At 50.8% G+C, this 15,753-nt stretch carries 19 protein-coding genes; 2 read left to right on the top strand and 17 right to left on the bottom strand.

Going from position 1 to position 15,753, the window contains the following annotated elements; all coding sequences use genetic code 11:
* Positions 1–3 precede the first annotated feature (3 nt).
* On the bottom strand, positions 4–948 hold the full coding sequence (gene nikB, locus X965_RS11500; protein WP_004234940.1) for a nickel ABC transporter permease subunit NikB: 945 nt from the start codon (positions 946–948) through the stop codon (positions 4–6).
* Positions 949–961: 13 nt separating this feature from the next.
* Entirely contained in the window at positions 962–2,536 is a 1,575-nt protein-coding gene (gene nikA / locus X965_RS11495; protein WP_004234938.1) for a nickel ABC transporter substrate-binding protein, read from the bottom strand.
* A gap of 388 nt (positions 2,537–2,924) precedes the next feature.
* Here nikA and X965_RS11490 point away from each other — a divergent pair, with 388 nt between their 5' ends.
* A complete protein-coding gene (locus X965_RS11490; protein ID WP_004234936.1) occupies positions 2,925–3,260 on the top strand; it encodes a zinc ribbon domain-containing protein YjdM in 336 nt (111 codons plus the stop codon).
* A 97-nt stretch (positions 3,261–3,357) separates the two neighbouring features.
* Here the strand turns inward: X965_RS11490 and X965_RS11485 are convergent, their stop codons facing one another.
* A complete protein-coding gene (locus X965_RS11485; RefSeq protein ID WP_015422997.1) occupies positions 3,358–3,687 on the bottom strand; it encodes a helix-turn-helix domain-containing protein in 330 nt (109 codons plus the stop codon).
* Positions 3,688–4,057: 370 nt separating this feature from the next.
* Between X965_RS11485 and X965_RS11480 the strand changes: the two genes are divergently transcribed.
* Positions 4,058–4,609 carry a tyrosine-type recombinase/integrase gene (locus X965_RS11480; RefSeq protein WP_004234933.1) on the top strand — a complete coding sequence of 184 codons (552 nt, stop codon included), beginning with the start codon at positions 4,058–4,060 and terminating at the stop codon, positions 4,607–4,609.
* On the opposite strand, the gene X965_RS11475 is transcribed toward X965_RS11480, so the two are convergent.
* The 14 genes from X965_RS11475 to X965_RS11410 form a co-directional block, all read right to left on the bottom strand.
* The gene (locus X965_RS11475) at positions 4,610–5,569 is read right to left on the bottom strand and encodes a fimbrial protein (RefSeq protein WP_036418156.1); all 960 of its coding nucleotides are present in this window, start codon (positions 5,567–5,569) and stop codon (positions 4,610–4,612) included.
* Between the two features lie 9 nt (positions 5,570–5,578).
* Positions 5,579–6,088 (bottom strand): fimbrial protein, encoded by a 510-nt coding sequence (locus X965_RS11470; RefSeq protein WP_253280774.1) that lies wholly within the window; start codon positions 6,086–6,088, stop codon positions 5,579–5,581.
* 16 nt (positions 6,089–6,104) lie between these two features.
* A complete protein-coding gene (locus X965_RS11465) occupies positions 6,105–6,695 on the bottom strand; it encodes a type 1 fimbrial protein (protein WP_015423000.1) in 591 nt (196 codons plus the stop codon).
* Between the two features lie 32 nt (positions 6,696–6,727).
* Positions 6,728–7,249, bottom strand: coding sequence for a fimbrial protein (locus X965_RS11460; RefSeq protein ID WP_015423001.1), 522 nt, complete (start codon positions 7,247–7,249; stop codon positions 6,728–6,730).
* Between the two features lie 29 nt (positions 7,250–7,278).
* Entirely contained in the window at positions 7,279–8,037 is a 759-nt protein-coding gene (locus tag X965_RS11455) for a fimbria/pilus periplasmic chaperone (RefSeq protein ID WP_004234927.1), read from the bottom strand.
* Complete coding sequence (locus tag X965_RS11450) at positions 8,034–10,667, bottom strand: outer membrane usher protein (RefSeq protein ID WP_051997335.1); 2,634 nt, start codon at positions 10,665–10,667, stop codon at positions 8,034–8,036. Before X965_RS11450 ends, X965_RS11455 begins: the two co-directional genes overlap by 4 nt.
* Positions 10,667–11,182 (bottom strand): fimbrial protein, encoded by a 516-nt coding sequence (locus X965_RS11445; protein ID WP_015423003.1) that lies wholly within the window; start codon positions 11,180–11,182, stop codon positions 10,667–10,669. The genes X965_RS11450 and X965_RS11445 overlap by 1 nt, the downstream gene beginning before the upstream one ends.
* Positions 11,183–11,244: 62 nt before the next feature.
* On the bottom strand, positions 11,245–11,784 hold the full coding sequence (locus X965_RS11440) for a fimbrial protein (RefSeq protein ID WP_015423004.1): 540 nt from the start codon (positions 11,782–11,784) through the stop codon (positions 11,245–11,247).
* Positions 11,785–12,349: 565 nt separating this feature from the next.
* Entirely contained in the window at positions 12,350–12,910 is a 561-nt protein-coding gene (locus tag X965_RS11435) for a tyrosine-type DNA invertase (RefSeq protein ID WP_015423005.1), read from the bottom strand.
* A complete protein-coding gene (locus X965_RS11430; RefSeq protein WP_004234910.1) occupies positions 12,891–13,250 on the bottom strand; it encodes a helix-turn-helix domain-containing protein in 360 nt (119 codons plus the stop codon). Before X965_RS11430 ends, X965_RS11435 begins: the two co-directional genes overlap by 20 nt.
* Before the next feature lie 66 nt (positions 13,251–13,316).
* Positions 13,317–14,135, bottom strand: a complete 819-nt coding sequence (locus tag X965_RS11425; protein ID WP_051997334.1) for a hypothetical protein — start codon at positions 14,133–14,135, stop codon at positions 13,317–13,319.
* Between the two features lie 19 nt (positions 14,136–14,154).
* Positions 14,155–14,700, bottom strand: coding sequence for a fimbrial protein (locus X965_RS11420; protein ID WP_004234907.1), 546 nt, complete (start codon positions 14,698–14,700; stop codon positions 14,155–14,157).
* Positions 14,701–14,710: 10 nt separating this feature from the next.
* Positions 14,711–15,193: a fimbrial protein gene (locus tag X965_RS11415; protein ID WP_004234905.1), complete on the bottom strand. Its 483-nt coding sequence runs from the start codon at positions 15,191–15,193 to the stop codon at positions 14,711–14,713.
* A gap of 11 nt (positions 15,194–15,204) precedes the next feature.
* Positions 15,205–15,741, bottom strand: a complete 537-nt coding sequence (locus X965_RS11410) for a fimbrial protein (RefSeq protein ID WP_004234902.1) — start codon at positions 15,739–15,741, stop codon at positions 15,205–15,207.
* Positions 15,742–15,753 lie beyond the last annotated feature (12 nt).

The raw sequence follows: 15,753 nt of genomic DNA, 5'->3' as shown, positions 1-15,753 counted from the left end.
CGCTCATTCGATACCCTCCGCAGAGAGGCGGATGCGGGGATCCGCAATCGCATAAATAATATCCACAACCAGGTTACAGAGGACAAAAATCACCACCATCAGCAGGGTAAAGCACTGAATCACCGGATAATCCCGGTTCATAATGGCAGAGACCGCATAGCGCCCCACACCCGGCCAGCTGAAAATACTCTCGATAATCAGCGCGCCGCCGAGCAGTTCCCCGATATGCATACCGATAGCCGTGATCACCGGCAGCCAGGCGTTTCGCAGAATATGTGAGCGCTCCACTGTCATTTCAGATAACCCGCGCAGCCGCGCATAACGGACATGGCGCTGCCCGGCCACCTCAAGCATGCTTGCCCGCAGCAACCGGGCATTAATCGCCAGTGACATCAGCGAGATAGCAATGACCGGCATGATCAGGTGTTTTGCTTCCCCTTTACCCATCGGCGGCAGCCAGCCGAGGTGAATCGAAAAGAGCAGGATCAGCAGGAACCCCAGCCAGAAATTCGGCATGGAAACCCCGATAAACGCAATCACCCGCACCAGCTGATCCGGCCATTTTTCGCGGTAACGCGCCGCCAGCATCCCCATCGGCACAGACAGAATAATAGTCAGCGCCAGTGCCAGCCCCGCCAGTTGCAGTGTGGCGGGCAGGAAATAGAGCAGATCCGGCAGCACCGGTTTCTGTGTGGCATAAGAGATACCAAAATCCAGATGCAGCGCGTCAGACAGCCAGTGAAAATACTGGGTCATGATCGGCTTATCGAGACCGAGAAGCTCACGGGCGCTTTCCACCGCCTGCGGGGTCGGCGGAATTTTGGAGAGCCGCAGATAATCCAGCGCGGGGTCAGACGGCCCCAGGCGCAGGATCAGAAAGATAAACAGCGAGGTGCCGAGCAGCATCGGGATCAGCAGCAGCACCCGCCGGAAGATAAATCGCATCATAATCGCGGACCTGTTACTTCGCAGCCGGTGTCAGTTGATCAAACGGGATCTCATTAGACATCGCGCTGAACGGCACATCGCCGATTTCCGGTTTTGCCACCGCAATGGCAGTGATGTAGGTCAGCGGCAGATAAACGGCTTCTTCGTGCAGACGGGTCAGGATATCGTGATACAGCGCGCGGCGCTGTTTTTCATCCGTGGTGGTCAGCACCTGTGTGATTTTGGCATCGATCTCTGCTTTATCCGCCAGCCCCTGTTGTGCCTGATAATCGGCATGGGACGGAATACGCATGGAGCTGACAAATGCGTGCGGGTCAAACGGCGCACCCCAGGTGCCGTTGAAAATCATCCCGAAGCGGCCGTCTTTCTGACGTGAGTAGATACTGCTTTCCTCCTCTCCGACCAGCTTCACATCAATCCCGGCGCGGCGCAGATCGGCCTGAACCACTTCAGAAATCGACTTCGCCACCGCATCGGTACCGACAAAATTCAGCTCCACCACCAGCGGCTCGCCATCTTTCTCACGGATACCGTTTTCGGTTTTCGCTTTCCAGCCGGCGTTTTCCAGCAGCGATTTCGCTTCCTCAACGTTATAGGCATACGGTGTTAAGCCGGCGTCTGCATACGGCACATTTTCTGAGAAAAGGGTGTCAGCTTTTAATTGTGTGCCATACAGCACCTTTTCAATCATTTTATCTTTATCAACCGCGTGATTAATGGCTCTACGCACAGCTAAATCACGGGTCGGCCCGGTTTTGGTATTGATAGCCAGCACCAGTGATTCCAGAGGTGCAGAGAGTTTGGTGGTATAGCCCGGCATATTTTTAAAGCGCTGATAGGTGTCCGGATAAATAATACCGTCCGTGCCATATAATAAATCCACCTCACCGGCTTCAAATGCCACGGCGCGGGTATTCGGGTCAGGAATTACTTTAAACGTAACGGATTCATAAACCGGTTTTTTACCCCAGTACGATTCGTTGCGGACAAATTCATCTTTCTCACTCAGACGGGATTCCGTTAATATCCACGGACCGGTGCCGATCGGTTTAATAATACCGTCTTTGGTGCCGCCGTCTTTAAACTGTGACGGTGCAATAAAGCGGAACGGACGCGGCAGCGCCAGCTCCTGCAGAATAGGATAATAAGCATCTTTCAGGGTGATTTTTAACTGATTCGGCGCGATATCCTCAACCGCCGTAATCTGATTAGCCAGTTCAAGCCAGGCGTGACGCTCGCGGTTTGCCAGAATGGCATCAAAGTTTGCTTTGGCCGCAGCGGCATCAAATTTTTCGCCGTTGGAGAACTTCACATCTTCACGTAATGTGAAAATATAGGTTTTACCGTCATCCGAAACTGTCCATGATTCCGCCAGCCAGGGCTTTACGGTTCCGTCATTCATATAACGGACCAGCGGCTCATACACCATGGTTTGTCCGGCCATCTGATTCGGCGCGTACTGATGCGGATTCAGCGGCCCCACATTCACCGGCCAGGCAAAATTTAAATGCGGATCGGCAAAGGCGGTATTTAACGACCCGGCCACGAGCGCCGCAGACAATAATAAAGAACGGACAACGTTACGCATATTTCACTCCTGATGTGCCACAGACAAATAAATAAAGAAGTCAGAAACCGGTTATTAAAATAATGCAGTTTCAATATATAAGAGTCCGCTGCGTAATTATGTACTCCCCCTGAGTACTTATTCCGAAAAAAAAGATAAACTCCGGTGATTATCAGCACTGGCGGATTTTTCAGGAAACCGGAGGCTGTTATTGCGTTATTTACCTGTTTATTGTCCGGGAGCCGGAAAAGGCGATAACCACACTCTTTATCCGGTAAAAGCTGCAAAAAGGTGCCGATCCCGCTATACTGGCGGCCGCACTGAAGACAGTGCACATAACCACGGGCAAATATCACCCCATCGTGTGACAATTTGCTGCTCCCCATTGTGAAAATCTGAGAGTCTCATTATGTCATTACCTTCATGTCCGAAATGTAATTCTGAATACACCTATGAAGACGGTGCAATGTATGTGTGCCCTGAATGTGCCCACGAATGGAATGATGCCGAACCGGCAGCGGAAAGCGACGAACTGATCGTCAAAGATGCCAACGGCAATTTACTGGCGGACGGCGATGCCGTGACAGTCATCAAAGACCTGAAAGTCAAAGGCAGCTCATCCATGCTGAAAATCGGCACAAAAGTCAAAGGGATCCGTTTAGTGGAAGGTGACCACAATATTGATTGTAAAATCGATGGCTTTGGTCAGATGAAACTGAAATCTGAGTTTGTGAAAAAGAGCTGATGTTCTGATATAAGATTGCTGACAAAATCCCGGCCTGTTTTTTCCCGGACTTTGCCAACAATCTGAGGCTCCGCAATACCGGCGGAGCCGCTTTCTCTCAGTTGAGATATTCTGATTTTGATGTCACTGATGCCGCTGTATAAATATCAGACTGAACACTGAGACTTTCTTCATATAAAGCGTTGTCCTGACACCCGGCAAAAAACCAGCCGACCGGTGTCTTTAAAATATCTGCTGCCCTGACCAGCAGGCCGACATTAATCCGGCTTTGCCCCCGTTCATAACGGGATAATTGCTGCTGACTGATCCCCAGACAGGCAGCAATCTGCTGTCCTGAATAACCCAGCGCTTTTCGTCTGCAAAAAAGCCGGCCACCGACAGCTCGGTTTACCGATGCCATATCGGAATCATATAGAATATCTGTCATATTTATTACCTTCAGAAATAACATCCCCCGGAAATACATTCGGGAAGAAAATAAAAATAAATTTAAATTTACCACCTGAATAAATTTAAATTTATCTCACCAGTAAAAATTAAAAGAAACACCTGTCAATAGCCAAATAATTCCGGTTAAAATAAATAAAAAAAGCAATAAAAAACACAATACACAACAATAAAATGAAAGTCAGATAACAAAAAATGTTATTAACGTCAGATAAATCAGCAATAATTTATCAATTCCATTCATTAACAACATCAATTCAATAACAATACAAAATAGGACATCTGTTTATTTTGTGATAACGTCAGATAAATAATAAAACCTGACCTTAATAACTATACCGAATATTTCCATGAAAGAACGAAAACACCTGAGTGAACAGGAGGTTCATTCCTTAATATCATCATTACCTGACTCAATTAACCATATTCGTAATCAATGTCTGATTGCCGTTTGTTTCAGTCACGGATTACGGGCCAGTGAACTGACCGGATTAATGCTCAGTGATGTTAATATGGATGAAAAAACCATTCATATTACCCGGCTGAAAAACGGATTAAGCACCAATCAGCCCTTACAGTCCCTTGAATATCAATTACTGATACAGTGGCTGGAACAACGGAATACATCTGTACATTATGCCGAACCCTGGCTTTTTCTTTCCCGTAAAGGCGGGCGGTTATCCCGCCAGCAGATATTCAGGATTATCCGCGACAGCGGATTGTCCGCCGATCTGAATATTGCGGCACATCCTCATATGCTGCGCCATGCCTGCGGTTATGCATTAGCGGACAGAGGAACAGACACCCGGTTAATTCAGGATTATCTCGGTCACCGTAATATTCAGCACACCGTGTTATATACCGCCAGTAATGTGGCCCGGTTCCGCAGTATTAAATTGTGATTACTGCTCCGTGAAAACCAAAACAGCATTCGCCGTAAAATCCCCGGTTTTCAGGTCTGTCGCCACAACAGCCGGGTCACGCACTGCTTCAAAACCCAGCTTCAGGGTATGAATACCCGGCTGATAACTCAGCGGATAGCTTTTCCCCGGCCTGACAACATTACCGCTATAGATAACAGCTATTCCCAGCCCCTTCGTTGTCGTGCTGATGATTTCCTCACCACCGACGATGAGCGGGGTATACTTCAATTCCATATTGGCGTTGTAAGCCATACTTCCGCTGCAGTTTATTGAAATATCTTTGGAAACAGACTGAACAGATGAACCGGCTTTTACCGCAATATTATTCCGTTCCAGTTTACCCAGCAGGACATCCAGATCAGCGCCATTATTCAGGAGGCATTTCGGGGGTTCCATAGGTAATTTATACACATCCCCGCAAAATATACCCCGGCCGTCAGGCCCGTAACCCAGATTACCTCTGTATTCATAACCGGTATTAACGTCACTGAGTGTAATACAATACCCGCCTGCTGATGGCGATCTGTTACCGGCAAACCGCTTAACAATATCCTGTTTTTTCAATGGGATAGAAGAGTTCAGCTTAACCACACCACCCGATAACAATAATGTCCCGTTTGCTCTGCTGCAGGTATCCATATTCTCCGGTAAGGGACACCAGTACATTTTTAATTCAAACAGGCCGGAAAGCGGCACATAAGCCTGATCATCACCCTCGGTAAACATATTCGGTCTTATCTCAACACGCTGGTTAACACCATAATAAGCACCGGCAGAGTGTCTCCATTCACAATCCATCCCCATCCCCGACCCCGGACTGACCTCGTGACCTCCTTTTGCACAAGGTGATCTTGCACCCACCCAGCCTCTTGCATATACAGATTGAGACACCATCAGCAGAAAAAACAGCGCCGCCACACGTATCATTAATTTATTCATCATTTACTCCTACAAATATTCCGCCACCAGCGTGCCGGTGGCCCGGAACGGAGACTGTGTTAAGTCCATGCCCGGCACTTTTACCAGCAGTGCTTCCAGCTTTGGCCGCTGCGTAACATCATCGATTTTGAAAAATTTATTTAACTCAAGCGGCTGTCCGTCCTTCAGAATCCGTACCAGCAAACCGCTGACATCACTTTCAATCGCTGACGGATCAGATACCGACGGGCGGGATGTCATAAAGATCATCCGCAGCGTATTTGCCGGATTAACTCCGGGACAATCCAGTGTGTAATTAAGCGGCAGACTGTAGACTTTCGTGTCCAGCTTATTAATACCGACATTTTTAAAATCTGCTGTAATCGTCTGATTATTATTTACCGTACAGACAGACAGCGCTCTCAGTGTACCGGTAAAATTAAAGGTTTTATTATCACCGGTCTGTTCCTGCCCGGCCTGCACTGACCATGCTGCCAGTAAGAAAAAACCGGATAACATAACTATTATTAGTTTTTTCATTTTCATTATTTCCCGGTTAATCAAAAGTCATGGTTAAAATAGCTTGTGATGTAATGGATTGCCCGTTTATCCATGTATTATCATCAGGATGTACCTGCACTAATTCGGCCTGCAGCTTCGGCAGATTCAGAATATCCACGTTAAAATCAGTATTAATATCCTGCTGTTTTCCGTTAACCAGCAGACGAATCCCCAGATTTGCATTTATTACCGGTGTGCTGCCGACACTGACAGGCAGCAATTTATGACCGGCATCATCAACGGTATCACCCCGCGCAGAGTCCAGGCGAAAGCGGGTCTTTCCTGCTGTATCACCGGTACAGGTCATTCCGCTGTCCAGCGGTCTGATATAACTACCGGTAATATTATTTACACCGGATACGGAGGAAAAACGAATATCCCCGAAATTAATATCCGGTGATGATTGATTGCTGAATGTGCAGCGCCCGGTGGCAATCACCGTACCGGATATATTTATTTTCAGCCGGTTTTCATCACCGGTTTTACCCTGCGCGGGAAATACCGTCAGGCTCACTACCGCTAATAACATCCAGCCCGGTAGTAGGGTATGCGCAGCCTGCCGGTTAAACCGTTTTATGAATGTCATAATACTGTCCTGTCTGTGTTGTGCCCTGCGGGCTACGGATATGAGATTTCAAACGTGGCTGTCGCTGACAGCACACCTGTCGTCAGGGTTTTATCCTTAACAGCATCCGGCTCTGCCTGCACATACCCCTGAAAATTCAGTGTGGTTGTGCCGTCACTCAGGGCATATGCCGGGCTGGTTTTATTCAGCGGCAGCGGCCCTGCCGGGGTTTCGATTCCGATCGCCAATCCCGGTAATGTGCCGTTATCCGGCACCAGCAATCCCGGCAGCGCGCTGCTTTCAGCCCCGCGAAACGTGATAAAGGCTTCTTTACCGATAGTGGTATCACATCCTTCCAGCTCAATACTGAACGGCTCCGGCGGTGTCCGGTCTGCGGTATAAAAATAGTTTTTGACTATCGTACCGAACGACAGCGTGATATTTTCACTCGCCTGCGATAAGGTGCATGGTTCAAACACCAACTGCCCTTTTACTTCAACATCCGCGCCGTGTACCGCTGAACACATCAGCAGACCGGAACACAGCACAGCCATACACGGAATGAATCTCTTCACTTTCTCTGCTCCTGGTCTGTGGTTTCGCATCAGCCCGGTTTCACTTCGCCCACCCGGCAGGTATTACCCTGACAGGTAAAAATCATTTTCGGGCGGCCGCCGTAATCATTGATGTAACCCAGTACCGGCGCATTCCCCAGTGACACGGCACTGCCGCCGAGAACTTCACTGCTGTTTGGCGCAATCATAAATGCCTCAAACCCGCTGATATCCTTTCCTTTATATGCGGCAGATGCGGATGAAATCGTCACGTAATACGGAGTCGGATTATTCACCGTGTATGTATTTCCCTGCCGGGTCAGGGTAATACTCTCCTGCCATGGTTTTGCATTCTGCGTCACCACTAAGCCCGCCGGACGGTAAAACAGTTTGATGCGGGTCTGTAAGGCAATCTGCAATGTGTTGGCTTTGTCCGTTTTCGGCGGGATCTCCCGCAGATTAAAGTAATAAAGACTCTCTTTATCCTGCGCCAGCATCTTCATTCCGGCTGTCGGCTGAATTTTTACCTGACTTTTTTCACCGGCTTCCACCCGCTGAATGGGGGGGAGTGCCACCAGCGGATCTTTGATTTTGTTACCCTGCGCATCTTCAATCCATGCCTGAGCCAGATACGGTAACTCTTTATTTTGATTAGAAATTTCAACACTTTCCGCCCGTTCGCTGCCGTTTAAAATGACACGGGTTCTGTCCAGTGCAATCGCCGCCTGTCCTGCCGGCGCAGCCAGGATACCGGCCAGTATCAGTACCGGAAGGCTTCGTGAAGTAAAACGGTTGTATTGATTCTTCATTGCTTACTCTCTCTGGTGTTCTCCGCGTCAGCATCTGTCAGCCAACGGGATATTTTTTCTGTTTTTACTGACTTTTCTGACTTTTCTGACTTTTCTGACTTTTCATGTACCGGATTCGCCACAGAGACACACGGCAACAGCAGATTTCCGTCCGGGATCGTCGCCGGGAAACGGATTTCACACTGAACATCCCCGCCCCATGACACCTGCATTGTCTCTTCCGGATTGATACCGGAGAGCCAGACCATGCCATCTTCACTGACCATCCCGGTCTGTATATGATCGTGGTTCTGAACCACGGCCCCGAACGGCGGAACATCTCCGTCAGCCAGGCTGAGTACCGCCATCGCTTTCTGTCCTGAGACAATACCGAAGCGGCGGAAACCGACAGCACCTTCCGTCAGCGTGCCCTGTACTACAGAGCGGGTGGCTTCGGCGTTTTCCCCCAGCCGGTTCAGATCCACATTAACGCTGCTGCGGTAATAGTTACTGACGTCACTGACGACCGCTTTACCAAAGTAGTTGGTTGTGGTTTCAGCACCTCCGCCCCGGACAGGAACATCAGCTACTCCGCCGGTATCCACCAGCATCCGTGTTCCGCCCATCACACCACTGCGGTGCAGTGCCGCACCTTCTGCGGTGGCGGTAAACCCGCCGCGTACAGACAGCCCGGCCGCACTGTAGCGTTCACCGGAAAATCCGGCAATTGCGGTTACTTCCGCTTTATCGCCGCGATAATTCATATAACCGTTACCGGTGACCCGGTGATCGCCGGTCACTCCTGTGCTGAGACGGTAATTTGTCCGCTCATTAATCCGGTCACTATAATCCGCCGAGTGACTGTTCTGCCCTTTACTGAATTGTCCGCTGTAACCAAAACTACCACTCTCCCCCCACGGCACAGACAGCCCGGCATACATCCCGTCATCGCGTCCGTTTTCGTGGCGGTTGCGGTAAGCCGATAAATTCAGACTGATATTTTTCACCTGCACGATATCAAAATAATGAGAGGTGGAAATATTCCAGTTATCACTTGCCGGGCGATCCCAGTAGGTCTGGTGGTTAAAATTCAGGTACACATTGGTATTCAGCGAACTGAACGATTGACTGAATGTCATGGTGTACATCTCTTTGCCGTTACCCGTTACCGCTGAATTGTGATAACGGGCTTTCAGATATTGCGACATGGTCATAAAATCCCGCTCTGAAAACCGGTATCCGGCAAAGGTGACCCGGCTGTTGGTGGCATCGAACCGTTTGGAATAACTCAGCCGGTAAGAGCCGCCTTTTTTGGTTTCACCGTCCGGCAGTGACGCGCGGGATTGGGTGATATCGGCGGATAATGCCCCCAGCATCAGCAGGTCACGGCCGATACCCGCCGAGACAGCATTATATTTACCGGCAAATAACCCGCCGCCGTAAACAGACCAGCCGTTACTGATACCCCATGAAAACTCACTGCTGATAAACTCCGGTCCTTTGACACGGTGGTCATATTCCGAGGGTTTACCGAGCGCCACTTTGTAACGCACCAGTCCCGGACGGGTCAGATACGGTACACTTGCCGCATCCACCTGAAAGGTCTGTACTGAACCATCCTGCTCCGCCACTTCCACATCCAGTTTGCCGGACAGCGCATTGCTTAAATCCCTGATCTGAAACGGTCCGGCGGCAACCGTGGTTTCATAAATCACCCGTCCCTGCTGTTTCACGGTGACCCTGGCGTTGGTTTTCGCCACTCCGGACACTTCCGGGGCATAGCCGCGCAGATTCGGCGGCAGCATCATGTCATCCGTATCCAGTGCCACACCGGTATAGCGAAAGCTGTCGAACATGCCGGAGGTGAGATAATTTTCCCCCAGTGTTAATTTTGCCCGCAGCGGTGCAATCGCGCGGTAAGCATAAAACCGGTTCCAGTCCCAGCGTTGGTCCGATTCATGATTAGTACGCGAATAGCGCCCCTGCCAGTCCGCACGCAGACGCCAGGCACCGGCATTCAGCCCGGTGGTGCCGTTACCGCTGATGTCCTGCCGGTCACTGTGTCCGGCCTCGCGCTGTTTTGTCAGTTGTGTATTGAGGTTGTAATCAAGGATAAAACCGGCAATTCCCTCATCCCAGCGTGACGGCGGATCCCAGTTATCTGTGGTATATTCCAGATAGGCCTGCGGCAGACTGACATGCAGTGCCCCGGCAGCAAAATCTGCCCGCAGAGTCATCCCCGGCAGTGATGCCGGATCCGCGCACTCTCCGTTATGCCACCAGGTCAAATCCCCTTTTGCAGATGAGGTCAGTCCCAGCTCTTCGCTCATATCAGGCGTAATACAGGCCATGCTGCCCTGCGGGTCATTATCCGGGGCCAGAAAACGGATTTGCCGCTCTGCCAGCATGCTGTTATTGACCTTAAGTGCCAGGGAATAGATTCCGGGCATCACATAACCAGCCTGAGAAAATTGTGATAAATCAATCTGTCCGCGCTCATTCAGATCCAATACCTCAGTATTGAATTCTGTAATCTTCTCCGCCTGTGCCGCTGCAGAAAACAGAGAGAGCAGGATCATAAATGTCAGCGGTTTTAACCGCACCGCCGGGCACAGTGTTCTGCGGCCTGACGGAAGTGCATTGGCTTTCATCACAAATAATCCAGGTTGAAATTAACAGTCGACCGGTATGCCCCTGTTTTCAGTGAGTTGCGATCAGCAATCAGCCGTAACCGGTAGTTCAGTGTGATATTTTTTGTCTGTGGTATATCCGGGAGTGCCACTGCTTTTCCCGGTATGATCACCGAACCCTCTTCCCGGCTGAGCTGAATCCCGACACCTTCTGCCTCCCCGCTGACTGCAAACAATCCGTTGCTGTCCGAAGGTCCGGTAAAGGTTATCCGCAGATTTTTGTCATCCGCTGACAACAGACAGTTTTCCAGCCGGACAGCAAAGGCAAAGGCCGGACTGTATCCGCGCTGATATAATGCGGTGGCGGCAACCTGCGGTATTTCAATCCGTTGATATTTATCCTGCATATTGATAGTGCAGGAGGAGTCCAGAACAAATCCCTGTAACCAGACCTGCCCGGTCTGCCGTTCACCCTCTGCCGCATAAGCAGTCAGGCAGACTGCCAGCAGTCCGGTACTGAGTATGTTTAACTTCACGCTTGCTCTCCGCCGGATCCCCGTACCGGATATCCGGTACGGGTAAAGTACACTGACCCCGATTACTGATAGTCCATCAGGAAGTCGGCTGTTGCAGTGAAAGCACCCGGCGCAACGGTGACAGCCGTTGTGGCACCCTGCATATACGCTTTAAATTTCAGCGTGTTATCACCTTCGTTTAAGGTAAATGCGGATGATGCTGCCCCCGGGGCGATCACATTACCGCCCGCATCCGTCACGACCACACCCATTGCACCGGTCGCCGGGCCGCTGACCCCAAAGGCTTTATCCAGACCGTCTGCCGCAGCGCCGCCTGCAACACCTTTAAAGGTGACTGTCGTGGTGGTTTTGCCGGTGATATCGCAGTTATGCAACTGAATAGTGAAATCAACAGGTGTTGATTTACCACCTTTCGCTAACTGAACTTTTGCCACGCTGCCCAGCTCAACAGTCTGTTTCAGGCTGTTTGCATCGATAGAGCATGCCGCATCAATCACTTCGCCGTTGAAGTTGATTTTGCCGCCGCCCTGATTTGCTGCCTGTGCAGTCATTGCCATTGCGGAAGAAACTGCCAGTGCGAGAACCACTTTTTTCATACTCATATCAAAATTCCTGATCTGCTCGTTTTTAGATAAAAATGCCGACATAAGGCATACATAAGCAATGTTTTGCTTTTGTGCGTTTTTGATGCAGTTCCGGAACTGCCTGTACCGTTTCACCGTCAGCGGATTTATGATCCGGCCGGTTATCCGGTTTATTTCGTCATCAGCGCCCGTTCCGGACGGCTACTTTTCATCCCCGTGACGCAACGAAATAAACCAAAATGTTGCGTTTTACGTATCACGCTGAAATGTATAAATTTACCGGATGGCAAAAATTGATTTGGCAGAGACCAAAAAGAAAGGAAGGTGAAACGAGCCGGAAAAAAGACGGGATATTGCGATTTTATATCAGAACCGGCCAGCACGAATCGTTAAGAAAATTCCGCACAGGATAAAAAACGGGCATTTTTTACTTAAAAAACAAACTATTTTTGATTAAAAAACAGACTGGCAGAGGTTTTGACGGAACTATGAACTTATTTTGATGTATTTTAAATTTAAATATTGCCCATTAAACAGACAACAAATAATATAGCGACACTTTGGTTTATTATGTTACATTATTCTAGTCCCATAGCCCGCGAAAGCGCCCCGAATTTGCTGCGGTGTACAGCACAGTATGCTGAATGTTGCGGTGTCCGAGATAATCCTGAATCAGCCTGGTGTCTGCCCCTTTATCTGCCAGTGCATAACCGCAGGCATGACGCAGCATATGCGGATGAACCGCCACCGGCAGCCCGGCCATTTCCCCCAGCTCTTTTAATATCCGGTAAATACGGGAGCGGGAAAGATGTCCGCCTTTATGAGATAAAAACAACCAGTGATTTTCAGCAGCGCGGGGATAACGGGTGCGGCAGTTAAGCCAGCGGGTGAGTAAGGCTTTTTCTGTGCCGCTCAGAGGGTGGGTGGTGGAAAGGCCGTTTTTCAGCCGCTTTATATAAAGGTTATCGGCAGCAACATCCATGTCCGATAAGCTCAGTTGTCCCAGTTCACTGACGCGGAAGCCGTGGATAAAACACATCCACAGCAGGCAGGTATTCCGCTCCGGATCACGGCCGTTTTCCGCCGCTGTCATCATTTTTTCCACCTCAGACTGCATCAGGTGTTTACGTCTGTTTTCCTTCATCCGGTTTCCTTTTGTACCGGGAGGGTGCGGATAATCCATACTCCGGAACAGATTCCGCCGTATAAATATCCGCTTTTCCCCGGAAGCACTCCCGGTATGAACGCGCTTCCGGACAGTCAGCGAAAAACCAGCTGACCGGTGTCTGTAACACTTCTGCCGCCCTGACCAGCAGGCTGACATTAATCTGACTGCATCCGCGCTCATAGCGCGAGAACTGCTGCTGGCTGATCCCGAGATGATCGGCCAGGCGGCTGCCGGACCAGCCCAGCTCTTTCCGCTTGCGGAAGATCCGGTAGCCGACAGATTTATTAACGGTTAAATCAGTATCTTCTGTAATCATATTTCAGTCTCACTCCGGGCTCACAGTGCTGCAGGTTTCCGCAGCACTGTGAGAGAAAATAAGAAATTACGGCATAACAAGAATGATGGAGCCGGAACCTTCGAAAGCGCCCGGCGCAACCCGCCCGTTCACTTTCAGCACCGATTTCACATCCACCTGAGTCGCACCACCGGCCGGGACATGAATGGGTGCCCCCTGCTCTCCCGGATTGCCGTTGAGATAAAGATCCGCGTACAGGCTGTTATCCGGCCGCAGCGGGACACGGCCGCTGTCTGAGCCTGAGGCGATCACAAGGATATTCATATCCAGATTACAGGTGACAGTGATGCTTTTATTACGCGCCGCATCCGGCAGACTGACTTCATCAATATCCCCGTAATCCAGGATCACAGAGCCGCTGGTGACCTCACAGGCGCCCACCGGCGGCGGGGCGATACCACAGAGTGAACCGGGCAGCAGACGTCCGTTTTTCGACCAGCCGCCTGATTCAGATTCATAAAACAGCCCCACACATTCCTGATTGGAATTCAGCGCCGGGCCGACATGCTTCGCTGTGCCGTTATACGGCAGCGAGATATTGTTCAGAACCGCATCCCGCACTTCCGCCAGTGTTCTCAGCTTTTCCACACGGACAATCGATTTGGTGGAAGAGCCCGGTGAGCCGTCAACATCGTGTTTGTGGTTGATATTGATCCAGCAGACAGACCAGCCGTAGCAGGGATTGGGAGCCGAAGGGTCTTCCGGATCCCAGCGCTCGATAATATAGGTGTAAATGGCATTCGATGGTGTCCCCGAGGATTCGGTGATATATGAGAAAATCGATGCCCCCGCCGAAGCGGACCAGAGCAGCGCGACCGCCGCCATTATTTTCATAAATCTGTTCATAGCGAGCCTCAGTTACCCGTCAGTCATAATTGAGATGAAATGTCGCAATGGCACTGAACGGCCCGCGTTTAATGGTTTTATTTGCCAGCGCATCCGGCTCTCCCTGTACATAGGCGCGAAAGTTCAGCAGCGTCAGTCCGTCATTCAGCGTGATCTGCGGTGACACTTCATTGACTGCCAGCGCCGTGCCGTCCGCATTTTCCAGCCCGACTGCAATGCCTTCTGCCTGACTGCCCGGACTTATCGCCAGCGCACCGCTGATAAACGGATTCTCATCCCCGGCAAACATCACTGTCACCCGCCTGCCGATAGAGGTGTCACACTCCGAGAGCCGGATCCGGAAATCCTTTGAGGGTGTCCGCTGATAGGCGTACAGGTTTTTATCAGGAATATTGCCGAACGGCAGTTCCACGGTTTCATCCCCCGGATGTATCGTGCAGGGTTCATCCACCAGCGTGCCGTGAAAATACAGGTTGTCAGGAACCGCCCCGGCATCCGCCCCCGGCAGTGATAACAGAAATACACCGCAGGTACTGATAAAAAAGCGCCTTATTGTTTCATTCATTGCATTGCTCCTACTGATATTCCGCCAGCAGTGTAGCGGTCACATCAAATGCACCTTCCGGCAGTGTGCTGCCCGGCCGTTTTACCGGCACCGCCTGAATCACCGGCGGGTTATCCGGTGATACCGCAATGCGTTTGTTGAGCGTGAAGGGCTTTCCGTTTTGTGTCAGGTGAATCGCCAGGTCGGGAATATTGGTCTGTAAGGCCGCATCATCAAACCCGCTGACCGGACCGGTAACCGACAATCCCAGATCCCAGCCTTTAATATTGTCCTCACACACCAGGGTGTAATTGACCGCCCGGGTGTAATTGACACCATCCACTTTATGCACGCCGACGTTGTCACCGAAAAACACATCGATCACGCCGTTATCACTGATTGTGCAGGCAGGCGGCACCAGCAGCGTGCCAAACAGCTTCATGTTCGGGGCGGCTGCGCTGCCCGCTGCGGCACACAGCAGCAGCATCAGTAACCGCCGGTAATGTATTGCCATGGTCTGGCTCCTTACTGATAATCCAGTTCCAGTGTTGCCACCGCCGAGAAATCCCCGCCGGTCAGCACCGCCGTCATATCGCGGACAGGCACCGCTTCCAGCGCCGGGAAGACCGGATAAGTAAATTTCACTTTTTCACCGGGATTGAGTTGCCGTCCCTGATAAAGCATGCGCACCCCCAGCCCGGCAATTTCAGTCTGTAATAACCCGGCATCAAACCCGGCGGTATTGCCGGTGATAGCCAGCGTCATGGCATTGGTCGGCATCTTTGTGCACTCCGCCGTGTAATTAACCGGCTGTTTGTAGCGCTGGCCGTCAATGCGGGTGCTCATCACCTCCCCGAAATCCACCAGAATGGTATTGCCGTTGTTGATGACACACGGCGGCGGCGCAATCACATTGCCGCGGATAGTGACATAGGTGATCCCGGGCACGCCCCGGATACCGGCCACCCGCTCCGGCAGTGCCGCAGCACTTCCCGCTGAGATACAGAGCACAACCGCCAGTATCCGCCGGAGGAAACGCTGTTTTCTGATCCGCTCATCCATGGTTTATCCCCT

This window comes from Morganella sp. EGD-HP17, from assembly GCF_000512315.2.
Classification (GTDB): Bacteria; Pseudomonadota; Gammaproteobacteria; order Enterobacterales; family Enterobacteriaceae; genus Morganella; species Morganella morganii.
Note: the sequence above shows the minus strand (reverse complement) of the source record. Positions and strands in the feature narration are given on the sequence as shown.